Raw genomic sequence first — 25513 nt, 5'->3', positions numbered from 1 at the left:
AAGCGGTCCTTGCCGGTTCAGTCGTCATAGCCGTCGAGGTCGGTCAGCAGGATCTTGGACACCGTGTACGTGCCCTGCCCCGCCGCCACGAGTTTGCCGCTCTCGGAGTAGACGTCGCTGCGGGCGACGTAGATGGTCTTGCCCGCGGTGACCACCTCGCCGACGGCGTAGATGCCCTCCTTCTGTACCGGCCGGATCAGGTTGATGTGGTAGTCGACCGTCAGGACGCTGTACGTCTCCTCCATCGAGTTGGCGGCCATGAAGCCTGCGGTGTCCCCGACCTCGAAGAGCATGGCCGCGTGGAGGAAGTCCGCGTTCTGCGTCAGATCGGGCTGGAACGGAATGGCGACCCGCGCGCCCCCTGCCTTCTCGATCTCGATGGTCTTGTCGAGGAACCTGGAGATCTTGCAGCGCATGCAGCAGCGGGTCAGCTTCTCGAAATGCGTGGACGCGGAACTCAAGACGGTGCTCCTTGTGAGTGCGGTGGCACGGCTATGCACGGGACACCACCAGGCTGGCATTGATCCCACCGAATCCGAACGCGTTGATCAGACAACGTCGGATCCCGGTCCCGCGCGGCTCGCGGGCGATGTCGACGTCGGCGAAGGAGGGTTCGGTCCGGTCCAGTTTCACGGTGGGCGGCACGGTCTGGTGGCGCAGCGCCATGAGCGACACGGCCAGATTCATCGGACCGTTCGCGGCGAACGCGTAACCGGTGTGCCCCTTGATCGAGGTGACCACCGGCTTGCGGCGGGCTCCCTCGGTCGCGGCCCGCACCGCCTCCAGTTCGGCCGCGTCGCCCTGAACCAGGCCGGATGCCTGCGCGAACACACAGTCGACCGCGTCCGGTGCCAGTCCGGCGTCGGCCAGCGCGTCCGCCATGCACCGCACGATGTGGCGGGTCGAAAGGCCCGTGATGCCGTCGCCGCCGCTGTTCGCGGCGAAGCCGGTCAGCTCGCCGTGGATCACCGCGCCCCGCGCTTCTGCGTGGGCCCGCTCCTCCAGCACGAAGACGGCGGCCGCCTCACCGACGATCATTCCGTCCCGCTGATGGTCGAACGGACGGGGAGTCAGCTCGGGGTCCGCACAGCGGCTGAGCGCCCTCATCGCCTCGAAGCCGGAGTAGGTGATCGGCGTGGTCACCGCCTCGGCTCCGCCCGCGACGGCCCAGGTGCGGGCACCGGAGCGGATCGCCCGCATCGCGTGCCCCAGCGCCTGACAGCCGCTCGCGCAGGCGCCGGCGACCGTCACCTGTTCCCCCTCGATGCCGTGGCGCAGCGCGATCACACTCGCCGCCATGTTGGGAATCAGCGAGGGAATCAGAAAGGGACTGGTCTTCCGTGTCCCTTGCTGTTCCTGTTTCAGCACGCCCGCCTCGATGCTGGGCAGTCCGCCCATGGCCACGCCGAGGTAGACGGCGCCGCCCGGCGGGTGAGCGCGCGGCTGCTGGCCTCCCGGCCCGGCGAGGCCGCTGTCCTTCAGGGCGCGGTCCGCGGCGAACACCGCGTAGCGCACGAACGCGCTCATGCGTCTGATCTCGAACTGGAGCGGGCCCGGCTCGAAGGTCACCAGGGTGTCGTCGACCTCACCGGCGTGGCGGGACCGGAACCTGTCGGGGTCGAAGCGGGTCACCGGACCGATCCCGGAGCGTCCGGAGAGAAGGCCCTGCCACAGCTCGTCGACGTCCGGGCCGAGCGAGCAGACGACCCCCATCCCCGTGACCACTACGCTGCGCGGCACGTCGTCACCGGGTCATGCCTGCTGCCGGGACGCGTCCAGTATCTGCCGTATGTAATCCTCCAGGTCCTGCATGGTCTCCAGCCTGTCCATGGCGGACTCCTCGAAGTCGATCCCGAAGCAGTCCTCCAGATAGAGCAGCAGCTCGATCATCTTGAGCGAGCTCATCCCCTCGATGGAGTTGTTGATGTGCGACTGCGGAGTGAGGTGGGAGACATCCCGTTCGACGAACTCCCCGATGTGCCCGACGAGTTTGTCGAACAGTTCCAGGTCCTGCTTCTCGTCCTGCATCGTGGTGGGCCTCCCCCATCGGTCATGCGTGTCGGCCGGGCGCGGTGAGCTGTTCCTCGATCATCTTTCGGCACAGATGGCGCTGGATCTTGCCGCTGGTGGTCCGCGGGAGTTTCGACCGGGCAATCCAGTGGAAGTTGGCGCCGGCTATCCCGAAGGCCTCGGTGAGTGCGCGGCCGACCCGGTCGGTGACGGCCTGTCGGTCGCCCTCCTCGGCCAGCCGCTCGTCGAGCAGCAGGTGGAGCTGCTCTGTGGGCAGGATCGGGTCGGGGACGCCGACCGCCACGACCGCCGGGGTGCGCGGGGACTCCGTGACCGTTTCCACGAACCGCTCCAGCTGGTCCGGGATGTAGTTGCGGCCTGCGATGATCACGATGTCCTTGCGGCGGCCGGTGACATAGACCTCTCCGTCGAGCCGGTAACCGAGATCGCCGGTACGGAGATATCCGTCCGCGGTCCTGAACTCGTCGTCGGTCTCCTGGTCCGGCCCCGGCAGGTAGCCGTCGATGACGCTGGGCCCGGACACCTCGATCTCACCGATCGCCCGCTCCGGCACCGTCCTGCCGTCCTCGTCGACCACTCGCAACCGGTGCCCGGGCAGCACCGGGCCCACGCACATCATGCTGACACTGCGCGGGTCATCGGCGGGGCGGGGTTCGGCATGGCCCTTCGCCGCGACGGCCTCGGCGTCCACCCGGTCCACCGCATAGGGGCGGCCGACATCGGGGATGGTCACCGCGAGCGTCGCCTCCGCCAGCCCGTACACCGGCCTGAGCGTCGTCTCGGGCAGGCCGAACCCGCCGAACGCGGCCTGGAATTCGCGCATGGTGGTCTCGTGCACCGGTTCCGCGCCGCACAGGGCGACACGCCAGGTCGACAGGTCGAGATCGCTCGGCGGGCGGCGCCGCGCGACCCGGGCGCAGATGTGGAAGGCGGAGCTCGGGGCGGGCGAGAGGGTGCCGCCGTAGTGGCTGATCCAGCGGAGCCACGACATGGGGTTGCGCAGGAAGTTGACGGGGTCCCCCAGGACCATCGGGATACGGGCCTGGAGGGCGTAGGAGATCCCGATGAGGCCCATGTCGTGGAAGAGGGGCAGCCAGCTCACCAGCGAGTCGTCCGGTCTGGCCCGGATCGCCTCGCCGATCGCGCGGACGTTGGCGACGATGTTGCCGTGCCGGATCATGGCGAGCTTGGGGACGCCGGTCGAGCCGGAGGTGGCCTGGAGATGGGCGAGCGACTCCGGCCTCGCGCGCGGCGCGTCGGGCGGGAGGTAGGTGCCGCGCAGCGCGTCCGGTGTGCTGACCGGGAGCGGCAGGTCGGCTGCCAGGGGCGGGGGCGCGATGATCCGGCGGGCCCCCGCGTGCTCGGCGAGCCTGCGCAGGTTCGCCGTATAGCGCTCGCTGCTGCCGCCCGACGGCTCTGCGGCGACGATCGGTACGACCCCGGCGTAGAGACAGCCGAGGTACGCCGACAGGAAGTTGCGGGAGGTGGGCAGCACGAGGACGACGACGTCTCCCTCGCCGAGCCCTTCCGCGCTGAGGCCCGCCGCAGTCTCGCCGATCATGCGGGCCACGTCCGCACAGCTGAGGGCGAACTCCTCCTCGGATCTCTCGATCACCCGGAAGGCGAGCCGGTCCGGGGTGTGTCGGGCGCTGTCGAGCAGTGTGTGGATGACCGTCCCCGTCATCGCGCGTATCGCTTCACGAACTCGACGTCGGAACGCTTGGAGGACTTCGCCAGCCAGTCGCGGAGCTCTCCGTGACGGGAGTCGAAGTCGGCTTTCAGGAGGTCCTCCTTCAGCGTCCCGGAGGTGGTGTAGTACGGCTTCTCCAGGTCCTCCAAGAAGCGGATGTGCTGCTCCATGCCCGCGCGTCCGCGGTCCACACTGCGGGCGTAGGACTTCAACCGGGCCCGCCTCTGCGGCCGTTGCTCGATCTCGAACGCCCGCTTGAAGAAGATGTCGTAGCTGTCGAGGATGCCTTGCTGGAGTTCGCTCGGACGCATCTGGCGCGGGAAGATGCCGACGAAGGAGTAGTGCTGGTAGGTCGGCACCTCCATGATGATCCGGTGGTCCTCGACGTCCTGCCGGGCCCCGTACAGCAGGTCCTGGAAGGGGTATTCGGCCAGGCACACGAAGACCGGGTGCATGATGCGCGCCTCGGCGCACCACTGGGCGGTGGCCTCGATCGCCTGGCGGTCCTGTACATCGAGGCCGAAGATGATGGCCGAGTGGATGGCGATGTCGTTCTCGGCGAAGCGCAGCAGGCGCCGGGTCTGTTCCGAGGGGTCGACGCGCTTGTTGAACGCCTTGAGGACGCTCGGGTCCTCCGACTCCACGCCCAGGCAGTACTCCTCGAAACCCGACCGCTTGAGGTCGAGGACGAGGTCCATGTCGTCGGCGTGGTTGACCCGGCTCATGGCGATGAACTTGTAGCCCCGGTCCCGGAAGGTCTCGGCGATCTCCCGGCAGTAGTTCTTGCGGGTCGTGAAGTTGAGGTCGGTGACGTAGAAGCGGTTGCAGCCGGTCTGCTCGTAGATGGCGTCCAGCTCGCCGCGGACGTCCTCCGCGGTCTTGGTGCGGAACTTCCGGCCGAGCAGGCGGATCGCGTAGCAGAAGGAGCAGTCGAAGGGGCAGCCGCGGGACATGGAGACCGTGGCCCAGTGCAGTTTGGGCGCCCGTGCCAGGAGTTGGGGATTGATCGCGTTGGCGATGTTGCCGTACCGGGCGACCTGGCTGAGGACCAGTTGGCCGTCCGCACCGATGTAGGCGAGGTTGTCGACCCCGGTGACCGGGTCGCCGGCCTCCAGCGCCTTGATCAGCTGGACGGACGGGATCTCTCCCTCGGCGATCACCGCGTAGTCGGCGTAGCGCAGGGCCTCGTAGGGCGCGAACGCGGCATGCGGCCCGCCCATGATCACCATGCAGTCGGAGCGCTTCTCGCGCTGGATCAGCTCCAGCGCCTCAAGGTTGGACCAGAAGTGGGTGGCGAGCGCCGAGATCAGGATGTAGTCGTAGGCGGCCAGGGGGAAGTCGTCGGGCTTCTCCCCCCAGAACATCTGGCACATCTCGACGCGGGCGTCCGGGAACTCCTGCTGGACGAAGGACGCCACGTAGTAGATGCCGTCGTTGTAGGTCGTCGCCAGGGTGGAGGCGTCGGGATAGGCGTCGTGGAAGCCCAGTTGGACGCAGAGGACGTTCAGCTTCCTCATGACGGCGATCCCGAGGGGCTGACCTGCCGCTCGGCGTGGCGGCGCGCGAGTTCGCCGCGGAGCTTCGTCTTCATCTCCTGCTTGAGCCGGGCGGCGATACGATCCGGGTCGTTGACCCGGCGCTGCGCCCAGGCGAGCAGTTCGCGCGCTTCGGTGCGGTTCATCTTCGGGTGCTTCCACACCAGGTTGTACAGATCGTGCTTGCTCAGGTCCGGCTCGTCGATCAGGTTCTCCATCTGACGGTAGAGCCGGGTGCCGTGGAAAGGGGTCAGCAGGGTCAACTGGCAGGCGAACAGCCCTTCCTCGCTGAGCTGCTCTATGTCGTACTGCATGTCCTCGATGCTGTCCTCGGCGAAGCCGACCATGAAGGTGCCGAGCGCCCGGCGGCCGTTGTCGATGAGCTCACGCACGGTCTGCCGTACGTTGTAGACGTCGTCGCGCTTTTTCACGTCGGCGACGTTCTTGTCCCGATAGGACTCGATACCGACGATCGCTCCGTCCATATAGCGGTCGGTGAGTTCGGGAATCCGGCCCCGGATCAGGTCGGCGCGGGTGAGACAGATCCATGGCAGCTCGCGTTCCGCGAGGGCGTCCACGACCTGTTCGGCCAGTTGGTTGGTGAGGAAGAAGCTCTCGTCGTAGATGATGACGTGAGCGACCTTGGCATCCCGGTACGCGTCGAGCGCCGCGTACGTGTCCTCCATGAATATGGCTTCTTCTTTGGGATTGAAGATCGGGGTCGAGCAGAAGGTACAGCCGATGTTGCACCCACGCTTGGAGTACAGATAACCGACCGGCGAACTCATCCCGCGGAATCCGCTCTCCCCCAGCATCGCGGGGTGCCGCACCCGCGGCAGCGGTTCGTCATAGACGTACTGGTGGATCGGGCCCTCGCCGGCGCCCTTCACCAGCCGGGTGAAGTACTGGTCGATGCCGGGCGAGAGGACGCCGTAGTTACCGGCCCAGATCTCCTGCACACCGGCTTCCCTGGCGTGCTCGGCCATCTCGATCGCGACCGGTGTGGACCAGGTGTAGAAGCTGAGGCCGACCATGTCCCAGTCCTCGGCGTGCAGTGCGTCGAGGTATTCCTGCCAGGTCGGGTACTCGAGAATCTCGACATCCGGCACATTGTGCTTGATGAAACGGAGCCCGGTCGGCGGACAGGTGACGGAAAGCCGGTCCTCCAGGTCGACCGCACAGGTCCAGGCCATATAGGTGTCGGTGCGGTCGTACCAGTTTCCACCGACTCCATCTGCCTCGACCAAGGCTTCTTTCGGAGCTGTCGCCAAGAGCACTTTCTTCATCGCGCCCCCTTCGCTTCGAATACACCGTTACACGCAATAGCACCGGTAAAAGACTTCGATTTCGAGAGTGCTCCGAGTTTTTGACCCTAAGTTCGCGTCAACTCGGGCGTCAACCCAGGAGCAGCACTCCGGCCATGACGGCCACCAAATTCACGCCACCCGGCCACCAGGGCATCCGCTCGGCCGACGGTGGCCCCCGGCGCGAATTCCGATCACTGGCAGCGCGCCGGGAAAGACCAGGTGGTTTGCTGATTTCCGGGCGTCCGCGGCCACGGGCGACGGCAGGCCGACGCGTGGATGCCGCAGACGGTTTCGGTGGCCGGGCCAATGGCCGGATCGGATGCCTCCGCGGACTTCGTCAACTGGGGTGCGTGGCCTGTTTTCTCGCGTGGGAGATCGTCGGCTCAGGCGCGAACGCGTCGGCGGGAAACGCCTCTTGGAAGTCGAAGAGCTTCGCGAGCTGCCAACCCCAGTCACGCACCCGGCTGCCGGCCGACTGGTGTACGGCGGCGAGCGTGCCCGGGGGAATCCGCCCCGGGGCCACCTGGTCGCAGAAGCGCAGGAAGTACGACAGCGTCGGGCCGAGCGCGAGCTCACGGGCGACCTGTTCGACGACGTCCCACGCCACGTCACCGGCGGCGATCTCGGGGATCGTGTAGGCGAAGGGACGCAGCGAGCACGCGCCGTGGATGGCCACCTCGTTGTAGTACCGGCTGAGGTTGAGCCAGACATGGTCGGCCGGTGACAGCGTCTCCCCCACTCCCAGACAACTGGGGACCGCGCGGTCGAAGAGCGGGCCGGGGTCCGCGTCCAGGGCGACATTGTGGTGGACGTCGATCGCGGTGAGAATCACCGCTCGGTCCGGCAGCGCGTAAAGGGGGTGTGCGTGGTGGGCCCGCGCCGCTTCGAGGACCACCGGGTCAGTCACCTCGACCGTTTTCACGAACGAGGCGAGCTCGTAATGGCGCAACTCGGTTTCCGCCACGTCGCATAGATCGCGGTCCCTTACGGTTCCCTGCGCCGCGTCGAAGACGGCATGGCGAAATCCGAGTCCGTACAGCACCGACTTGACCGTTTCGATCCGGTCGCGCGGTACCAGGATGTCCCCGTCCCCCATGAGGCCCAGGGAATGTCCGGGGAAGTGCCGCGGGAGCAACTCCCCGCCTTTGAAGGTGAGCGTGCGCACTCCGGTGCCCGTCAGGGCGTCGACGACCTGGTGAAGTGCCGAGAGCTGGTGCTGCCACACCGTGTCGTAGGCCGTTTGCCATGCGTCGTCGGTCCCCGACGACAGGGCCAGCAGTGAGTCGATGTTCCGCGATCTCAGGAACGGGCGGACACCGTCGCCGGATGGACCGATTCCAGGGTCATGGCCGCGATCGGCGCACCATCGAAGCAGTTGGAATGCGGCGTGGGCGTTCGACAACCCGCCTACTCCTTCACGGGCCGGTCCGCCCGCAGGGAAATCCTGGCCGAGACGGCCACGGTACTGTCCTCCAGGTCCGACAGAAGACCGACGATCACCGATTTCGAACCTCTGACCGATACGGCGACCGAGTCGGTGACCTCCGCGAGAGTGCCGCGCAACACCCTCACCAGTGCGGAGACATCGGCGGAGTCGCGCAGCGACAGGCTCACGGAAACGGGTGTTTCAGCACTGAATTCCTCGGACACCACAGATCACTTCCTCGGACTCGGAGGAGCGCGCAAGCGCTTCGTCCAGGCTATTGCATGGCTACCGAATGAGCACGCCGAAGGAGTCGGCTTGCGCCCGCAACAGCAGGCCGGGGCGGCCCTTGCATCGCACACGTGCGCGACTTAGGCTGATCAACCGCGTGATCAGTACCGAGGCACCATCACCGCCACACACAAGGACTGGCGAAATGGCTGAATTATCGGCACTGCCCGTTGCCGATCGGATCGATCTCGTTCGGGCGACCCTGATTCCGTTTCCAGACGTTTCCGTGGATTACCAGCGTGACTGCTTTTCGCGGATCCTCGACACGCACGGCCCGCGTACGGTCTTCGACTATCTGAAGCGCCGGAGGATCGTCAACGCCGCATTGGTCAGCCACGCCTGGCATCCCGTCGTACAGGATCCGGACGGCCCCTTCCAGCTCTTCCGCACGGCCGGTCTGGCCATGCGCGAGCTGCACCGCGCCGAGCTCGTCCGCGTCGCCGAGGTGCTGCACGGCCGCGACATCCCGCTGATCGCCTACAAGGGCCTGGCCCTTGACCTTCTCCTCGACAACACCGCCGCGCCCTCGCTGAGCAGTGACATCGACCTGCTCGTACGGCGAAAGAGCCTGGCCGAGGCACGGGAGGTGCTGATCTCCCTCGGCTACGAGCCCGATCTGCGGATCGACAGCGGCAAGGTGCGGCGCATGCCGCCGCGAATCACCCACATGACCGAGGAGTCCCTCTACTCCTTCGGACAGTTACTGCCGCACGAAAAGCTCGTGCCGATGCCCGAGTTGGCGGACCTGGGGACGCGGCTGCGCGCGCTGATGCCGCACCGCTTCTGTTTCGTCGACGACCGGCTGCACTCAAAGCTCTCCGTCGATCTGCACTACACCCTCAACCTGCTGACCGATGACGTCGGCACCCGCGTCAAACCGTCAGAGAACGACTGGTGGGCCGACACCCAGACGATCCGGGTCGGGGACCAGGACGTGGCGACCCTGAGCGACCGGGTCCTGACCTGGACGCTGCTGCACCGCCTGTACGCGGACTGCATGCTGCTCGGCGACCCGAACATCAAGGCGCTCTGCCACCTCAAACTCCTGTGGAAACAGGGACGGTTGAACACCGAGCACGTCCACGAGGAGGCGCAGCGCTTCCCCTACATCGCGCCGACCCTGTACTACGCGCTGCGGGCGGCCGGCCAGATCTGCGAGATGGAGGTCACCGGACTGCCGGACCTGGAGAGCATTCGGAGTACGACCGCACCGCTGATGAACCTCGGTGACTGTCTGCCGGCGTTCCTCGACATCGGCGTGGTGGCCGAGTTGGGCCCGCACGGCGCCCTGGGCGACCAGGTCACCGTCCGTCCGTATTAGGCCCAGTCCTCGGGCAGCGACTCCAGGATCCGTCGCGTGACCAGGGGCTCGTCCTCGGTGGCGTCGATGGTCACCAGCGGCCACCGGGCCTCGAAGCTCTCCGCCAGGCGGGCCAGCGCCGCCGTCTGAAGCGCCATCCGGTGGGCCGCCACCTCGTCGGAGTCGTCCGGCCGGTCCGAGGATGCGCTGTCTTTGCGGACGCGGATGCGTGACTCGGCGACGGTGGTGGGCAGTTGGAGCAGCACGCCGAACACCCGGCCCGGGTGGCCGTCGGCGAGCACCGGGACGTGCCGCTCGTCGCGTGGAGATCCGTCGAGTACGAGCACCTTCGCCGACACCTGCTCCCGTACATGGCGCAGAAACCGCTCGTACTGGGCCGGTGTGATCGCCGAGCCGCTCGCCACGGTCGACCGGGCGTCCTCGTCACCGGCTGCCGCGAGAGCCCGCAGCCAGTCGCCGACGGAGACGGCAGTGCCGCCCAGGCTGCGCGCGACCTCCTTCGCCTGAGTGCTCTTGCCCGCGCCGGGCACGCCGAGGACCGCGATGATGGGAGGCAATGTCACCGGGCAGACGCTACCCGAACCCACCGCGTCCTGGTCGGCCTCGCTACCCTGAGGTCATGACGGACGCCGCGTTACCTCGTTTCGAGATCGACGGCCGCGTGGCCACCGCCGAGGACCTGTTCGGGCCGGTGCTGCGGGCGTACGGGCACTTCACCGCGATGCAGGTCCGCGCAGGGCGGGTCAGAGGGCTGGCGCTGCATCTGGCGCGTCTCGACACCGCACACCGCGACCTGTTCGGCACGGGTCTCGACGGCGAACTGATCCGCCATCGCATCCGGCACGCTCTCGGCGACGACATCCGTGACGCCTCCGTGCGGGTGCACGTCTATCCGGCGGACCGGGGCGATGCCACGGCGGTCCTGGTCGCCGTACGACCGCCGAAGCAGCCGCCGAACTCGGCCCGCCGCCTGATGACCGTCCCCTACCAACGGTCCGTCGCCGAGGTGAAGCACATCGGTGACTTCGGCCAGGCCTACTACCAGCGGCTGGCCCGGCGCGGCGGTCACGACGACGCCCTGCTGATGGCCCCCGGCGGCACGGTGTCGGAGACCGCCACCGCCAACATCGGCTTCTTCGACGGTACGGCGGTCGTCTGGCCCAAGGCTCCGCTGCTCGCCGGGATCACCATGCAACTGCTCGTCGCGCACGGCCCGGACTCCGCGAAGCGGCCGATCCAGGTGGCTGAACTGCCCTCGTTCGACGGCGTGTTCATCACCAACTCGCGGGGCATCGCGGCGGTGTCACAGGTCAACGGCGTGGCGCTGCCCCTGGCCGAGGACCGGGTGAAGGGACTCGTCGAGCTCTACGAGTCCCTTCCGGGCGACGAGATCTGACGCATCCTCACGGGGAGAGGTCGAGGGCGACCTTGAGCGAGTCGCGGGCCTCGGTGACGGTGGTGAAGGCCCGCTGCACCTCCGCCAGCGGCACGCTGTGCGTGATCAGCGCCTCGCCGTCCACGGCGCCCTTCTCCATCAGTTCCAGCCCGCGGGCCAGATCGACGTCCCCGGCGCCGTAACTGCTCACCATGGTCAACTCCCGCCGCCAGAACATCTGGTTGAGCGTCAGCGGCACCGGGGTTCCCGGGGCGGGGGCGCCGAAGAGCAGGACGGTGCCGTGCCGGGCGAGTGCGTCCGACGCCGCCACGAGCGCCTCCGGGGCGGCGGTGGCCAGCACCGCCACGTCCGCCATGCGCCCGTCGTTGATCCGGCGCACCTCGCTCGCGAGGTCGGCGTCCGTGTCGAGGACCAGGGTCGCGCCCGCACGCGTGGCCGCCTCCCTGCGGAACGCCACCTTGTCCACGGCGATGACCCGCTCCACTCCCGCGGCCAGGGCCGCCTGGATGTGCAGCAGTCCGAAGACACCGCAGCCCAGGACCAGGACGCAGTGGTGCGGTTCGATCCGGGCCAGGGCCTGGGAGTGCAGGGTGCACGCCAGGGGTTCGGCCAGCGTGCCGGCCTGGAACGACAGGCCGGACGGCAGCGGGGTCAGTCCACGGTCCGCCAACTCCCCTGGCACGCGGATGTATTCGGCCATGCCGCCCGGCTCGATCTCCACCTGCTGCTCGCAGACGGCCTGATGGCCGTACCGGCAGGCGTGACAGGTACCGCAGGGAATCTGATTGCGGACCACGACCCTGTCCCCCGCCGCGAACGCGTCCGTCCGCGACTCGGCGACCACTCCGCTGATCTCGTGCCCGAGAATCCGCGGGCTCTTGGGCACCCGGAACCACTCCATCACGTCGCTGCCGCAGATGCCGCTCGCCATGACGCGGACGAGTACCTCTCCGTCCCCGATGACCGGGCGTGGCATCGACTCGACGCGGACGGTCCGGTTGTCGTAGTAGCGGGCGATGCGCATGGTGCCCTCGCGTGTCATGCCTGCCCCTCCTTTGTCTTCGGTGGTGCCGGGCCTCACGCGCGCGCCGCCTCCCAGCGGCCGTCGCTGTCGACGGTGACGAGCGCCCCGTCGAACCGCGCTCCCAAGTCCGACAGCGCTGTCCGGACGAACGCGTCGAACACGGTCGGCGGGTCGTAGCCCTCGAACGAGAAGCCCGGTGGTCTGCGCGCCGCCAGCCCGGGGGTGGCGACCTGGTTTCTGGGCATCACCTGCACCACGGACACGTTCGTGTCCCTGAGTTCCTCCGTCAGTGCCCGGAAGAACGCCAGCGCGCCGGCCTTCGAGGCCGCGTAGTGGGCGCGGCCGGGCGCGGATTCGAGTGCTGCGGTCGAGCTGACCGAGAGGATCATCGCCCGTGGTCTGGCGACGAGTTCGGCGAGCACGGCGGAGACCGCGACGAACTGTCCCCTGAGGTTGACGGCCATCACCTCGTCCCACTCCTCCAACGGGGTCGCGAGCACCGGGTGCCTGGGACCGTGTCCGTACGACACGGCGCTCAGGACGATTCCGTCGAGCGGTTCGGCGATGCTCCCGCGCCAGGCGCGGATCGCGGCGTTCGTGGCCCGGGCGTCCGCGAGATCGGCCTCGACGCGGTCGACGCGCGGCTGCCCTGCCGGCTCCGCCCAGCTCTGGTCGTCGGGGGACGGCCGTCTCCTCGACAGGACCGCGACCCGTCGTCCGGACGCAGCGATCGTCGAGGCGATGGCGGCCCCGATCCCGCGCGACCCGCCGGTGGTGAGGATCGCCCCAGGGGTCACGCGCGTCCCCGCTGTACGGCCGGCCGACGACTCCCGTCCAGATGTTCGAGACAGACGGCGACCACCTCCTCGGGGCTGCCCCCGGAGTCGACCGGGACCATGTGGTTCGCCGCGGCCAGCTCCAGCAGCAGCCGTTGAAGCTCCGCGTAGTCGAGGGGGTCGAAGCCCGCGTCGGCCTCCCCGGGGCGGGAGTGCAGCCGCTGTGCGCCGGTCTCCGGCTCGGTCCACAGGACGAAGGACACATCCGGCCGGATCAGATGGCGGCACAGGTCGATGAACCATGCCTCGCTGAACAGCGAGTCCAGGACCGTCCTGCGCATCGCGGGCAGGCGCAGCAGCAGGGTGCCGATGGACGACAGCGCGTATCTGTCCGTGATGACGGTCCGGCCGTCGCGGAGCGCGGGCGCGATGACGGTACGGCAGTGCTGGATCCGGTCGACCATGTACGCGACCTCGAAGGCGACCGGGTCCACCAGATCCGTGCGGCCCTGGTCGCGCAGCAGACGGAAGAACGAGGTCTCGCGCATCTGCGTCGTCGGCAGCCGGGTGGTGAGCACGGGTACGCCCGCCGCCGTGAGGTGGTCGCGCAGTGCCGCGGTGAGCGTGGTCTTGCCGGAGCCGTCCAGACCGTCGATGGTGATCAGCCGGCCGGGGCCCGGATTCGGTCCGAAGGGCAGTTGGGGTGCGTCGCTCCAGGTCATGTCGTACGCCGCCCGTCCTGACCGAAGTACTCGCGCACCGCCGCCACCACCGCGGCCATCTCCCGCTCGCCGAGATCGGGACGCAGCGGCAGACAGAGCAGGGTGTCGGCGAGGTGCTCGGCGACCGGGAACGCGCCCTCGCCGTATCCCAGGTGTGCGAACGCCGGTTGCAGATGGATCGGGCGCGGATAGCGGACCACCGCGTCGATGCCCCGGCCGCCGAGATGAGCGAGCAGCGCGTCCCGCTCGTCGGTGTGCAACTGGAACAGGTGGTACACGTGCTCTTCGCCCGGGGTCTGGAAGCCGACGGGCAGATCCGCGAGCGCCGCCCGGTACCGTGCCGCCCGCTCCGCGCGTGCCGCGTTCCATGCGTCGAGGAACGGGAGTTTGTGGTGCAGGACGACGGCTTGCAGGGCGTCCAGTTTGGAGTTGTGCCCCAGCTCGCTGTGCACCTTGCGCTGACGCTGGCCGAAGTAGCGCAGACCTCGCACCCGTTCGGCCAGTTCGGTGCTGTTCGTGGTGATCAGTCCGGCGTCGCCGGCGGCGCCGAGGTTCTTGCTCGGGTGGAAGCTGAAGCAGCCGATCGCCCCGATGGAGCCGATGCGCCGGCCGCCGACCCGTGCCCCGACGGCCTGTGCGCAGTCCTCCACCAGGGGTATCCCGTGTCGCTCACACACCTCGACGACCGGCCCGAGGTCGAGCGGCAGGCCGAAGAGGTGCACGGCCACGACGGCTTTGGTGCGTGGTGTCACGGCCACTTCGAGGACGTCGGTGTTCATCAGGTAGTCGTCGGGGCGGGCGTCGACGAGCACCGGGGTGGCACCGGCGCGGCTGATCGCCAGTGCGGTCGCGTGGAAGGTGTTGGCCACGGTGATCACTTCGTCGCCGGGGCCTATGCCCAGTGCTTCCAGGGCGAGCGTCAGGGCGTCGGTCCCACTGTTCACGCCCAGCGCGTGCCGGCAGCCGATGTAGTCCGCGAACGCCTGCTCGAACCGGCGTACTTCCAGGGAGAGGATGGCTTCGCCGGACAGCAGCACACTCTCGAACTCGGCGAGCACGGGAGACAGGATCCGCGCGAACTCGAACCGGCTGTTCCCGCGGGCGACGGTGACAGCCGACTCCGGGCCCCGGTCCAGCCGCCTCAACGGCACGCACTCCCCCAGCAGTTGCTGAAGACGCTCGTCCCCGGGCAACAGCTCGGCCATGTCCCGTACAGCGGTCAAGGTGGTCCCGCGCAAGGGCCGTACCGTCGCCTCCGGCATGACCTCGCCGAGCCTCTGCTCGAACTCGCGGCGCAATACGGCCTGTTCTGAGCCGACCAGATTGGAGCCGACCAGGACCACCTCATGGGGTCCGGACAGTCCCGCCCGTTCCGCGACGGCCCGCGCCCCGGTGACGAGTTCATCCACCGCGCGGTCCACGATGGTCCGGGCGCACTCGTCCTCCTCCGCCGCGGCGGCCAGCACATACGGGGCGAAGGAGCCGATGAGCACCTTGGGTTCCTCGGAGTCGTACACCAGGTCGAAGAGCTCTTCCTGGCCGACGTCCCGCCACTCCCGTACCAACTGGGTCAACCGGGTGCGCGGGCCGCGTCCGTCGGTGTCGCGGACGGCCGCGCGCAGCCCTTGCAGGCCGATGTCGAAGCCGCCGCCCTCGTCGGCGAGCAGATAGTCCTTGCCGGAGGCGCGCGCGGTCAGGCCCTTGGCGACGTTCACGGCACAGAAGCCGGTGCCGGTACCACAGATGACGACCACGCGGTCGACCACCCGCCCGTCGTGCACCAGCAGGGGCGCGATGTCGTTGACGAGCCACACCTCGCCTGCCTGGTCCAGCAGCGAGGAGGGCAGGTCCAGCAGCCCCGTCGCGAAGTCGTCGAGCGCCTTGCGGGTCGAGGCCGTGGACAGGCACAGCCAGGCCGAATCCAGGGCGTCGATCCCGTGGGGACGGCTCTGCCACGCCGTGCGCATCACATCGTCGAGGTTGGCCAGGGCACGGGCCCGTCCCACGCTACGGGGGTTGCAACTGGGCCCGTCGCACTGCACGGACGGTGTGTCGTCCCCCTGGCGCCAGAGGGCGACGCGGGTGGTGGTGCCGCCTCCGTCGACGAGGAGCCGGGCGGCGCTCACCGCTGGCCGGCTGTGGCTCGCGGGGGAAAGGTCCTTGCCAGGGCCGTCAACGCGTCAGCGGCCGACATGAATTCGTCGCGGGAGACCTCGTCGACCACCACGCACTCGCCCACCGAGACGGGCAGCACCTCGTTGAGCACGCCGTTGCGGATCCGGCGGATGACGTCGATCTCGTCCCAGGTCGCGGCCGTCTGCGACAGCGGCAGCGAAACCTGGAGGCCGCAGTGCGCGAGGCAGGCCAGGATGCGGTCCTTGGTCTCGGCGCTGCACAGTCCGCGGTGCCGGCTCATCATCGTGGCCAGCGCCATGCCCACGGCTATCGCCTCGCCGTGGCGGTACACCTCGAACCGGGTCGCCGCCTCCAGGGCGTGTCCGAAGGAGTGGCCCAGATTGAGCACTCGCACCAGTGACCGCTCGAAGGGGTCGTCCTTCAGCAGGTGCATCTTGTAGGTGGCCGCGTCGCGGGTGATGGCGGTGAGGGCCTCGATGTCGTACGGGGTGCCCGGGTCGAGTTTCTCCAGTTTGGTGAAGAGCGGTGCATGGAGGATGCCCACCTTCACCGCCTCCGCCAGGCCGCTTCTGATCTCCCGTGGGGGCAGGGTGCGCAGCAGTTCGGGGTCGATGAGGACGGCCGCCGGGTGATAGAAGCCGCCGAGGAGGTTCTTGGAGCCGTCGTGGTCGATCCCCGTCTTGCCCCCGATGGCCGCGTCGAGCTGGGCCACCAGTGAGGTCGGGACATTGATGTACGGCAGTCCCCGCATGACGACCGACGCGAGGAACCCGACCGAGTCGACGACGACACCGCCGCCCAGGGCCACCAGCACCGAGCGGCGCTTCACGCCCCGGGCCAGCAGCGCCTCGATCACGCTCTGGAGCACGGGCCAGGACTTTGAGGCCTCACCGGCGGGGATGATGATCGGCTCTGCCCTGATACCGCTGTCCCGGAACACGTCGAGGGTGCGTTGCAGCAGCACGTCGGCGACATCGGTGTCGGTGACGACGAACGTCGAGTCGTTCAGGCCCATCTGTTCGGTCAGCGCGGGCAGAGTATCGAGCTTGCCTGGGCCGATGATCACCGGGTACGTGTCCTGCCGTGTCACCTCGACGGAGAGCGTGCCGTCGGGGTCCTCACGTAAGTCCAGCGTCCCGTGTCCCAGTGGCATCGGCTGTCTCCTCCTCGTGGGTGACCCTGCTGGCGGTCTCAATGACCGGGCATCGCATGACCGTCCTGGTAGTCCTGGTGCGAACACACGGAGGTACCAGGCTGGAACGGGGCGACGCGGCGAGAGCGACGGATCGTTGCGATGGTGTCCTGCTCTCCGTACGCGATCCGAGCGGGCGGTGATTCAGAGCCGCTCTCATGAGGCCGCGGCCGTCCGGCCGCTCGGCGCGCCGGGCGGTGCGGCCCCTCATCTTGAATGAACTGCCCAGTGCCATCAACCCCTTTGGCTCATTACGCGCCAGCCGGGAGCGGCGATGCGGCATGTCAGATGACTTCCGCCTCTTCGAGCACCGTGATGAAGCCGCGGTACTCCTCGTCGCTCAGTCCGCGGGAGGCGAGCACGTCGGGCGTCTCGTTCGCCCGGCCGAACTTCCACAGGTAGCTCTCGCTGTCGGGCTGCAGCTGGAGCGCGCAGGGCTTCTGGGCCGGACCGCGGCAGAAGACCGAGAAGGCGGTCTCGTCGGGCATCGCCGTCTTGTGGATCGTGGAGTGATGGAGCGTGTAGGAGCTTCCGGCGTTCTGCACGGTGGCCAGCGCCGGCCGCAGTCCGACCATCTCCAACTGCTGGACGGATGCGCCCTCGTGGGTGCCTTGCGGCTGGTCGAGGGTCCACAGCCGGCTCCCCGGTTCGGCGTCCTCGGGCCGCTCCAGGTCGAAGATGGTGTGCACGTACGAGCCCGCCAACAGTGCGGAGGAGAAGGAGAACCGGTGGTTGTGGGGGATGTCCTCCAGGCCCTTGGTGAAGCGATGGAGGCGCACGCGCAGGCCCCGGTCCAGAGCGTCGTACAGTACGATGTATGTGAGTTCGTAGTGCTTTTCGGCGAGCGGGCGCAGGCGTTCGTCCTGCTGAGCCTCCATCACCATGCGCCGCAGCGAGGCCCGGTCGGCAGCCAGATGCCGCACGATCTCACCTGAGATCCGGCTCGCACCGTCGAAGTCGTTCCAGTCGATCGATATGTGGTCGAGCCAGTCGGATTCACTCATGGAATCGTCCTTATGTCTCGGTTAATCGTCGTGCTGACCCACGATAGGGCGACATCGATGGTGCGGCCATGAAACGGCACCATCAGCCCCGCGAGGGCGACGGGATCGTTTCGGTTCTGGCCGACGAACCCCTCATCGAGCCCCTGTCCGCCGCATTCGGCGGCGATATCCACGCCTCCCTGCCCGCGGCGGGCCCGGTGCGTGCCGTCGTGGTGGGGGCTGCCCTGACCATGGCGGACGGCGATGAGCTTCGCTGTGTCGCGGCCGCCGCGCGGCGCGCTCGCGGGGCCGCCCGGCTGCTGGCCGGGCAGCGCGGCGGAGTCCTCGTCTGCGTTCTGCTGCTGCCCGAAGACGCCGTCAAAACCGGTCGAACGGCTTGCGAGTCATTGTCCGGATTCGTGCGGTCGGCGGCGGCCGAGCTGTCGTTCTACGGCGTGTCGGTCCAGGGCGTGCTGATGGCTGAGAGGACCGAGGGGGCGCGGCTCGTCCATCTGCTGACGGATCGGCCCGACCCGGCCGCGACGGGGCAGATCTACCTCGTCAGCGGCACGGACGTCAGCCGGGTTGCGGCCCCGAGCGTGGAACGCGAACTCCTGCGCGCGGACGGGCGTCCGACCACCGCGCAGGTCGCGGAGGCGTTCGGGGCACCGGCCGAACACGGTCTGGCAGACCGGGTGGTGATCGTGACCGGGGGTGGCGGCGGGATCGGACGCGCGGTGGCGACCGGACTCGCCGAAGAGGGCGCGACCGTCGTCGTGGCCGACCTCGGCTGTGACGCGGACGGCCGCGGCCGGGACCCGGCCTTCGCCGAGGAAACCGCCGACGCGATCACGCGGCGCGGCGGACGCGCCCTCGCGTTCTGTACGGATGTCTCGCGGCCGGACGAGTGCCGGGACCTGGTGTCACACGCCGTGCGCGCCTTCGGCCGGGTCGATGCGCTGTGCCACGCGGCCGGTGTCGTCCGCCAGGCGCTCGTCCAGGAAGCCACGGACGAGGACTGGGACGCCGCACTGGGTGTCCATGTCGCGGGCGCACGGCACCTGGTCGATGCCTGCCTCGGGCCCATGCGCGAGCGGGGACACGGCCGGATCGTCCTGTTTTCGTCGCGTTCGGTCACGGGCTCGCCGGGGCTGAGCACGTACTCGACCGCCAAGGGAGCGGTGCTCGCGTACGGCCGTTCGCTCGCCGAGCAGGTAGCGGGCAGCGGAGTCCGCGTCAACGTCGTGCTCCCCAGCGGCCGGACCCGGGCCTCCGCGCCGGAGGCGCCCGGCGCCCGCCGACGACGGATCGAGCTCCTGCGCGCCCGGCACCACGGCATCACCGACCCGGTCGCCTACCGGAACTCGCCGGAGCAGGACCCCGAGAACAATGTGGCCGCGATCAGCTGGCTGTGCGGTCCTCAGGCGGCAAGCGGGCTCCTTGTCGGCACGGGCGGTCGGCGCGTCGACCTCTACCGGCCCGGAGTGGTCGACCGGTCGGTTCCCCTACCGCTGACATGGGAGGACCTGCGAGCCCTGGCGGCCTAACTTGATCTTTAACGTGCGGCGTCGAACTTGATCACTCGGTTCGGCAGCTGGCGTACGCGGCATCAGCCAGCTCGAACAACGCGTCCGAACGAGCGGTCAGACAGGCGTAGAACTCGCCCCGGAACCGAGTGATCAAGTTCGCCGGAGCGTTCGACGCCGCACGTTAAAGATCAAGCTAGGAGGCCATGGTCGGCGGCCGCCGCGGCGACCCTGCCGAACAGGACGTTGGAGAAGGTCTCCGGCCCACTGGACAGGGCGTACGAGGTGTTCATGAACGCCGTCCAGACGATCCCCCTGCGGTACTCGTCGAGGAGGACGCCCCCGCCGGCCTCCTCTCGGTAGGCGCCCAACAACTCGGCCTCATGCCTGCGCCGCTCCTCGGTCGGCAGACCCATGGCGAGGAGCCGCGCAACATCCAGGCCCGCACTGCCTCGCTGCACGAGCTGCCAGTCGACGATCACGGCGCCCGAGGCCTCGGGGAGAAGCACCTGATCCATATGGAGGTCGCCATGGACGACGGTCCGCGAGCTCGCCCTCGCGAGGGCGAAGAACTCGTCCAGGTTTTCGCCCAGTTGGGCCACCAGGGGGAGCACAGGGCGCGCGTGCGCCAGTCGCCCCCGTGCGACGGCCCGGGCGATCCGGTCCAGCTCGAACCGCGTGTAGCGCCGCACCTGGGGGCCATGCCAGTCGGGCAGCCACGGCAGTCGGTCGAGCCCCTCGCCCGCCCATCGCGCGTGCAGCCCGGCGATGGTCGTGAGTGCCCGCCGCACATCCGCCACCGAGCCATGCCCATCGTCCCCCGGACGGGCCTCACCGTGGTCCTCCAGCAGCAGGACGAACTCGTCGGTCCCGGAGTCGTGGGCCGCGTGGTGCACCCGCGGCACGCTCGCCCCGCACTGTCCCGCGAGGTCCCGGTAGAACATCACCTCCCGCTGATAGGCGCCGGTGAGCCGGGCGATCCGGCGGATCCTCGCCTGCCGTGACGGCCACTTGGCGAAGACCGTCCGCGTGCCGCCGTCCGCCTCCCGGACCCGGACCCGAGCGCTCTCGGACATCCGCCCGGGCCGTGCCACCCGCTCGACGCTCAGGACGCCGTCGGGCTCCGCGAGGCGGAAGGTCGTCGCGAAGGCGGCGCGGACCGGCTCCGGGATGTCGTAGGTCACGGGCCGTCGTTCGGCACCCGGGCCGTCACCACGTCCAGTTGCATCGCCCGTTCGTCGATCAGCCTGCGGAAGAGCCGGAAGTACAGCCGGTACCAGCGGTAGACGTCCCGGCCGGCCAGCTCGGTCAGCTCTGCCTCCCTGCGTTCACAGTTGGCCACCCACCCCTCCACAGTCTTCTGGTAGTCCGCCATGGACAGCGGCACCACCCGCCCGACCTCGAAGCCCGCCTTCCGCAGCAACTCCGTCTCCTGGTCGAGGGTGACGTAGTTGCCCTCCTCGTCGACGACCAGCCTGCCCCCGGCCTCGCGGCCCTTCTTGCGTACGTCGTCCAGGGCGGCCAGCGCCCGGCTCGCCCGGGACACCGACGCGTCGGCCGACAGCAGGTGCATCTCCTCGTTGAGGAGAATCCCGCCGGGCCGCAGCCACTGCCTCGCCCGCACGAAGTAGTCCAGCAGGCTGGGGAAGTGGACGACGACGCCGGTGGTCATCACCGCGTCGAACGGCTCGCCCGTCTCGAAGTCCTGCCAGTGGCTGGGCCGGAACTCCAGGGGTACGCCATGCTTCTGCGCCCGCCGGTCGGCGTACGCGCACTGCTGCGGGACCAGCGAGATCCCCACGCCTGTCACGCCGTACCGAGTGGCGAGGTAGGTGAGCGAACCGCCCCAGCCGCAGCCGATGTCGAGCACCCGGGCGCCGGGCCGCAGGTGCATCAGGTCCGCGAGCAGGTCCAGTTTGGCCTGTTGGTTCTCGGTCTCCGACTCGTGGCCGAGGATGTGGGAGGAGTACAGGTGCCACTCCCCGCCGAGCACCCTCGTGAAGAACTCCGTCAACTCCGCCGTGTCGCCCGGACTGCCCATGTGTCGACTCCTTCTGGGGGCTATCGGTCCTGTATTCCACGGGACTTGAGGTAGGCGACCGCGTCGTCCACGGTCGTGATCTTCTTGGCCTGGTCGTCGCTGATCTCGAACTCCGCGCCGGCGTCGGCCTCCCCGGCGAACTCCTCCTCGAAGCGGATGATGATCTCCACCAGGTCCAGGGAGTCCATGCCGAGCTCCTTGAAGCCCGTGTCCGCCGTCACCTGGCCTTCGTCCACGCCGAGATGGGAGACGAGGATCTGCGTCACACGGTCGAGAACGGTAGTCACACTGTGTCTCCCTCTGCTCTGGCTGATCAGGACGGGTCCGCGTAGACCGAAGACTTCCCCGGCCCGGCATCGCCGCCCTTGGCCAGGAGGGTGGCGGGCGCCTCGACGGGGATACCGAGTCCGTCGGAGACCCTGAACCACACGCGTACATCGGCGACTTGCTTCATGAAGCCCCGGCTGGTCTCGAACATGTCGGCCCGCGCGGGCATGCCCCATGCCTCCATCACGGCACCGAAGACGGCGACCGCCCGCTCCGGAACCAGCCGGAAGTCCTCGGGCCGTTCGCCGGCCACGAGGTCGAGCAGTTCGTGGAAGCCGTCGCCGAGGGCGCTGCCCTGGAGGTCCATCGCGACGTTGCGGCCCACGTCGCTGCGCACGCTCTTGAGCGAGACCGCCATCATCCTCAGGTAGATCTCGGCCTTGCGCAGGATCGGCATCACGCGGTTGCGGTGACCGCTCTCCACGGCGCCGTACAGATCGTCGGAGAGGCTCCACACCGTCATCGCGTACCAGTGGGCGGCGATACGGCACGACACCCATGCCTCGGGGCTGGGCGCGACCGGAGTCGTGCAGACCTCGGACAGGGGCGGGTGTTCGGCGGTGCGGTGGACGGTGGGTACAGTCCGGCCGTCCGGCTCGATCACCACGGCGCCGGTGGCGAGGAGTTCGGCGGCGACGGGCCGGCCGAGCGTCCGGACCGCGCCGAGGTCCATCACGAAGCGTGCGACGGCCGGGCTGGTGGCGTACAGCGAGCGGTCCGGCCGGAGCAGAAAGCCCTCGCCGCCCGCCACTTGGGCCTTCCAGCCCGGCACCAGGTCGAGCCGCAGATGTCCGTCCGGCGGGAGGTCGGCAGTGGTGGCGTTCACCTGCTCGCCGAACTCGGGGCCGAGCAGGGTCTGAAGGACCGCGGGCACTTCGGCGCTCCGGTCGGGTCCGGTGCCCCAGGCCCGGCGCATCAGGTCGTTGAACAGGAACTCGATGTCGGCCGAGTCCCACGGGTCCTCGGGGGTCTGCACCCGCCGCCCCTTCTCCAGTACGGTCCGGTCGCTCACGAACGTGATCCCGCGCGCCGCCGCCACCCCTTCCACGGCGGCGAGCAGCGCCTCGGCCAGGTACTGGGAACCGGCCGCGAGGTTGTCCGACCGCAGGTGCACTCCCGCGCGCCGCGCCATCCGCAGGCAGAGGGCGCGCGAGTAGTTGTGGATGGCGGCCGAGAGGAGATCCGCCGAACTGTCCTTGAGGAACTCGGCAGTTGTACGCTCGGTGATCGGGACGCTGTTCACCACGCGGTCGTACAGCCACAGATGATCGGCCCACCATTCACGGTCGTCCACCGGTTGCGGCGTCCGGCCCTCGTACGGCTCGTCGACCGAGCGCGCCCAGGTGTTCACCCAGCCCTTGGTCTCCTCCCACGCGACAGGGTCGAGGAAGTCGACGTCGACCCGGCGGCCGTCGTGGAAGGCGTGCAGCGGAAGGCGGCCGTTCGTACTGCCCGAGACGAGCAGGTCGAGGTCGGAACGCGCGTGGCCGAAGCCCGACACCGAGGAGCCGATGAGCATCACGCAGTCATCGTCCGCGAACTGGCCCCGTTTCCTCATCCGGGCGGACACCGTCCGCGCGATCTCGAGTTCGTGTGCCTGATCCAGCACGATCCCTCCCGGGTTGTCTCATAGGTGCACGATGACGCTGTCCCAACTGCGCAGGGTGACGCACCGGCGCGAGGGCTTCGCGTCGGTCAGCCGGATGCCGGGGAAAGTCTCCAGCAGGCAGGACAGCGCGAACCGCCCCTCCATGCGGGCCAGATGGGCCCCCAGGCAGTAGTGGATCCCGCCTCCGAACGCGACATCGCGTCGCACCCGTCCGGCACGGGCCGGATCGCGGTTGGCGGAGGCGAGCACGAGCAGGGTCCTCTGCCCCGCTCGGATACGGCGGCCACCCACCACCGTCGACACCGCCGCCGTCCGGGCCACGATCTGCACGGGCGAGGCGCGCGCGATCAGATCGTCCACCAGGGCACTGTCGACGTACCGCCGGTCGGGGGCCCCGGGCGGCAGCGCGCTCAGCTCCCGGGCGGCGCTCGCGAGGAAGTCGGAGACGGTCTTCGTCCCGGCGAGCACCAGGAACATCAGCAACTGCCGGGCCTCCGCGTCGGTCAGCTCGCCCGCCTCGACACCGCGGAGCAGTGACCAGTGCAGCGACCCCTCCCGGGCCGGCCCGGAGCGCCGCTCGTCGAGGCAGGCACCCAGCGCCTGATAGGCCGTCAGCGCCTGCTGGGCGGTCCGTGCTGTGGCGATGGGCTCAAGTCCGCGCACGATCTGGTCCACCCAGCCGGTGACCTCGTCCACGGTGTGAAGATCGAGTCCGGAGATCAGGTCGAACACGCGCAGCGGGATGACGTCGGCGAACCGCGTCACCAGATCGACCTGGTCGCCCGAACGGCCCAGGGACCGGATGACCCGGCGCACGCAGTCCTCCAGCCGCGGGGTCAGCCGCCGTATCGCCTCGGGCCCGAACGCGTCCCGGACGGCGCCGCGCAGCCGCGTGTGGTCGGGCGGGTCGAGCATGAACAGTGACGGCCGGTCGGGGTCGAGCGTCACATAGGGATCGACGAGGTCCTGAGTGGTCGAATCCGGGCTGCTGCGGAAGACACCGTGCTCGCGCAACAGGCGGGCGACATCCTCGTACCGGGTGACCACCCAGCAGTCCAGCAGCCGACTGTAGTGGACCGGACTGCGGTGCCGTAACGCGGCGTAGACCTCTTCGGGAGCGCGCTGGAAGGCGTCGCGGAGCGGGTTGAAGGCCAGCCCGGACTCCGCCCGCTCCTCGGCCAGACACTGACGCAGCCAGGCGAGTCCTCTGCTCTCGGTGTCGTATCCGCTCCGCATCTACCGCGCTGCCCGTGCCCGCTCGAGGTGCCGCAGAGCGTCCTGCTCGATGAGCCGGACGGCTCGCCCGATGTTCTCCTCCCGCGGTACGTCCGCCAGGGCGATGCTCTGCCACTGCCACTCCCGCGCGGCTTCCCCGAATGCCTGACGGCAGTGATCCTGCATCGCGAGGAACGACGCCTCACCGTGCTCCCCGGCCAGGCCGTAACTCTCGAACGGGGTGGTGACATCGCCCGTGGTCGCCCGCCAGCGCAGGGCCAGCCGCGGATCGGTGTCGACCCAGTAGCCGTACGTCGGCCGGAACAGGGCGTGGAAGAGCGATCTGGCGGCCTCCAGCACGCGCTGCGCTTCGGCATGCACGGAGGAACCGGGACCGGACAACCGCTGGGCCAACAGCACGTTCTTCAGGGCGTGTTTGTACCCGAAGCTGTCGTTCACGACGACGACCCCGTCGCGCAGCCGCGACTCCACATAGCTGTGCACCCAGAAGCCGCCGACGATCTCCAGGACCGCCGAGGACAGCAGGGGCCGCGCGCCGTTGCCCGAGACATCCACCGCGCGCAGCCCGTCCTCGATCTCGGAGAACTTCGCACTGTCGTCGTCACCGGTCAGCAGCGTGGCGAGGTCGCTCAGGGGATCTGCCGGAACGGCTTCCGCGTATTGAGCCCGCAGGGCGGCGAACGCCACATGGAACAGCACGCCGGCGGTGGCCGGTTCCGCTCCCGCCATGGCCCGCTTGAAATTGACGATCTCCACCTTGTGGCCGGCCGCACGCAGGGAATCGGCCAATTCGACGGCGATCGTACTCTTCCCCGCCCCGTCGATGCCCATCAGGGCGATATGCAGGCCCTCGGGTTCAAGAGGGCTCTGCGGCCTTCCCGGGCCGACGTCACGATGGCGAAGCTCCACGGTACCTCCAGACGGGTTCTTCCTCAGGCGGTCGGCCG

At 68.9% G+C, this 25513-nt stretch carries 24 protein-coding genes; 3 read left to right on the top strand and 21 right to left on the bottom strand.

Going from position 1 to position 25513, the window contains the following annotated elements:
- Positions 1-17: 17 nt before the first annotated feature.
- The 8 genes from AB0I77_RS00865 to AB0I77_RS00830 form a co-directional block, all read right to left on the bottom strand.
- Complete coding sequence (locus AB0I77_RS00865; protein WP_363280113.1) at positions 18-461, bottom strand: PaaI family thioesterase; 444 nt, start codon at positions 459-461, stop codon at positions 18-20.
- A 31-nt stretch (positions 462-492) separates the two neighbouring features.
- Positions 493-1740: a beta-ketoacyl-[acyl-carrier-protein] synthase family protein gene (locus AB0I77_RS00860; protein WP_363280112.1), complete on the bottom strand. Its 1248-nt coding sequence runs from the start codon at positions 1738-1740 to the stop codon at positions 493-495.
- Between the two features lie 12 nt (positions 1741-1752).
- Positions 1753-2028 carry a phosphopantetheine-binding protein gene (locus AB0I77_RS00855; protein ID WP_363280111.1) on the bottom strand — a complete coding sequence of 92 codons (276 nt, stop codon included), beginning with the start codon at positions 2026-2028 and terminating at the stop codon, positions 1753-1755.
- Between the two features lie 22 nt (positions 2029-2050).
- Positions 2051-3715, bottom strand: coding sequence for an AMP-binding protein (locus tag AB0I77_RS00850; protein ID WP_363280110.1), 1665 nt, complete (start codon positions 3713-3715; stop codon positions 2051-2053).
- Positions 3712-5238 (bottom strand): radical SAM protein, encoded by a 1527-nt coding sequence (locus tag AB0I77_RS00845; protein ID WP_363280109.1) that lies wholly within the window; start codon positions 5236-5238, stop codon positions 3712-3714. Before AB0I77_RS00845 ends, AB0I77_RS00850 begins: the two co-directional genes overlap by 4 nt.
- Entirely contained in the window at positions 5235-6503 is a 1269-nt protein-coding gene (locus AB0I77_RS00840) for a radical SAM protein (RefSeq protein ID WP_363280108.1), read from the bottom strand. The genes AB0I77_RS00845 and AB0I77_RS00840 overlap by 4 nt, the downstream gene beginning before the upstream one ends.
- 397 nt (positions 6504-6900) lie before the next feature.
- The gene (locus AB0I77_RS00835; protein ID WP_363280107.1) at positions 6901-7965 is read right to left on the bottom strand and encodes a nucleotidyltransferase family protein; all 1065 of its coding nucleotides are present in this window, start codon (positions 7963-7965) and stop codon (positions 6901-6903) included.
- 5 nt (positions 7966-7970) lie between these two features.
- The gene (locus AB0I77_RS00830) at positions 7971-8177 is read right to left on the bottom strand and encodes a hypothetical protein (protein WP_363280106.1); all 207 of its coding nucleotides are present in this window, start codon (positions 8175-8177) and stop codon (positions 7971-7973) included.
- A 326-nt stretch (positions 8178-8503) separates the two neighbouring features.
- On the opposite strand from AB0I77_RS00830, the gene AB0I77_RS00825 reads away from it, so the two are divergent.
- On the top strand, positions 8504-9598 hold the full coding sequence (locus AB0I77_RS00825; RefSeq protein WP_363280105.1) for a nucleotidyltransferase family protein: 1095 nt from the start codon (positions 8504-8506) through the stop codon (positions 9596-9598).
- On the opposite strand, the gene AB0I77_RS00820 is transcribed toward AB0I77_RS00825, so the two are convergent.
- Positions 9595-10161, bottom strand: coding sequence for a nucleoside monophosphate kinase (locus AB0I77_RS00820; protein WP_363280104.1), 567 nt, complete (start codon positions 10159-10161; stop codon positions 9595-9597). The two genes, AB0I77_RS00825 and AB0I77_RS00820, sit on opposite strands and share 4 nt — an antisense overlap.
- 56 nt (positions 10162-10217) lie before the next feature.
- Here AB0I77_RS00820 and AB0I77_RS00815 point away from each other — a divergent pair, with 56 nt between their 5' ends.
- Positions 10218-10994, top strand: a complete 777-nt coding sequence (locus AB0I77_RS00815; protein ID WP_363280103.1) for an aminotransferase class IV — start codon at positions 10218-10220, stop codon at positions 10992-10994.
- Positions 10995-11001: 7 nt separating this feature from the next.
- Here AB0I77_RS00815 and AB0I77_RS00810 read toward each other — a convergent pair whose 3' ends face one another.
- The 6 genes from AB0I77_RS00810 to AB0I77_RS00785 form a co-directional block, all read right to left on the bottom strand.
- Positions 11002-12036 carry an alcohol dehydrogenase catalytic domain-containing protein gene (locus AB0I77_RS00810; RefSeq protein WP_363280102.1) on the bottom strand — a complete coding sequence of 345 codons (1035 nt, stop codon included), beginning with the start codon at positions 12034-12036 and terminating at the stop codon, positions 11002-11004.
- A gap of 35 nt (positions 12037-12071) precedes the next feature.
- On the bottom strand, positions 12072-12815 hold the full coding sequence (locus tag AB0I77_RS00805) for an SDR family oxidoreductase (protein WP_363280101.1): 744 nt from the start codon (positions 12813-12815) through the stop codon (positions 12072-12074).
- The gene (locus AB0I77_RS00800) at positions 12812-13516 is read right to left on the bottom strand and encodes a hypothetical protein (protein ID WP_363280100.1); all 705 of its coding nucleotides are present in this window, start codon (positions 13514-13516) and stop codon (positions 12812-12814) included. Before AB0I77_RS00800 ends, AB0I77_RS00805 begins: the two co-directional genes overlap by 4 nt.
- Positions 13513-15642, bottom strand: a complete 2130-nt coding sequence (locus AB0I77_RS00795) for a DegT/DnrJ/EryC1/StrS family aminotransferase (protein WP_363280099.1) — start codon at positions 15640-15642, stop codon at positions 13513-13515. Before AB0I77_RS00795 ends, AB0I77_RS00800 begins: the two co-directional genes overlap by 4 nt.
- The gene (locus tag AB0I77_RS00790; RefSeq protein ID WP_363280098.1) at positions 15639-16805 is read right to left on the bottom strand and encodes a 3-dehydroquinate synthase family protein; all 1167 of its coding nucleotides are present in this window, start codon (positions 16803-16805) and stop codon (positions 15639-15641) included. Before AB0I77_RS00790 ends, AB0I77_RS00795 begins: the two co-directional genes overlap by 4 nt.
- Before the next feature lie 323 nt (positions 16806-17128).
- Positions 17129-17848, bottom strand: coding sequence for a hypothetical protein (locus tag AB0I77_RS00785; RefSeq protein WP_363280097.1), 720 nt, complete (start codon positions 17846-17848; stop codon positions 17129-17131).
- A gap of 68 nt (positions 17849-17916) precedes the next feature.
- Here AB0I77_RS00785 and AB0I77_RS00780 point away from each other — a divergent pair, with 68 nt between their 5' ends.
- Positions 17917-19374, top strand: coding sequence for an SDR family NAD(P)-dependent oxidoreductase (locus AB0I77_RS00780; protein ID WP_363280096.1), 1458 nt, complete (start codon positions 17917-17919; stop codon positions 19372-19374).
- Between the two features lie 170 nt (positions 19375-19544).
- Here AB0I77_RS00780 and AB0I77_RS00775 read toward each other — a convergent pair whose 3' ends face one another.
- Genes AB0I77_RS00775 through AB0I77_RS00750 form a run of 6 tightly spaced genes read right to left on the bottom strand, consistent with a single transcriptional unit; the run spans position 19545 to position 25475 of the window.
- The gene (locus AB0I77_RS00775; protein WP_363280095.1) at positions 19545-20537 is read right to left on the bottom strand and encodes a phosphotransferase; all 993 of its coding nucleotides are present in this window, start codon (positions 20535-20537) and stop codon (positions 19545-19547) included.
- Positions 20534-21394, bottom strand: a complete 861-nt coding sequence (locus AB0I77_RS00770; protein WP_363280094.1) for a class I SAM-dependent methyltransferase — start codon at positions 21392-21394, stop codon at positions 20534-20536. The genes AB0I77_RS00775 and AB0I77_RS00770 overlap by 4 nt, the downstream gene beginning before the upstream one ends.
- Positions 21395-21414: 20 nt before the next feature.
- Complete coding sequence (locus AB0I77_RS00765) at positions 21415-21681, bottom strand: acyl carrier protein (protein ID WP_363280093.1); 267 nt, start codon at positions 21679-21681, stop codon at positions 21415-21417.
- A 26-nt stretch (positions 21682-21707) separates the two neighbouring features.
- Entirely contained in the window at positions 21708-23330 is a 1623-nt protein-coding gene (locus tag AB0I77_RS00760; protein WP_363280092.1) for a hypothetical protein, read from the bottom strand.
- Between the two features lie 18 nt (positions 23331-23348).
- A complete protein-coding gene (locus AB0I77_RS00755; RefSeq protein WP_363280091.1) occupies positions 23349-24566 on the bottom strand; it encodes a hypothetical protein in 1218 nt (405 codons plus the stop codon).
- Positions 24567-25475, bottom strand: coding sequence for a hypothetical protein (locus AB0I77_RS00750; protein WP_363280090.1), 909 nt, complete (start codon positions 25473-25475; stop codon positions 24567-24569).
- Between the last annotated feature and the right edge of the window lie 38 nt (positions 25476-25513).

The organism is Streptomyces sp. NPDC050619 (genome assembly GCF_040654815.1).
Classification (GTDB): Bacteria; Actinomycetota; Actinomycetes; order Streptomycetales; family Streptomycetaceae; genus Streptomyces.
The sequence above is the reverse complement of the archived record's forward strand: the minus strand, read 5'-3'. Positions and strand labels throughout refer to the sequence as shown.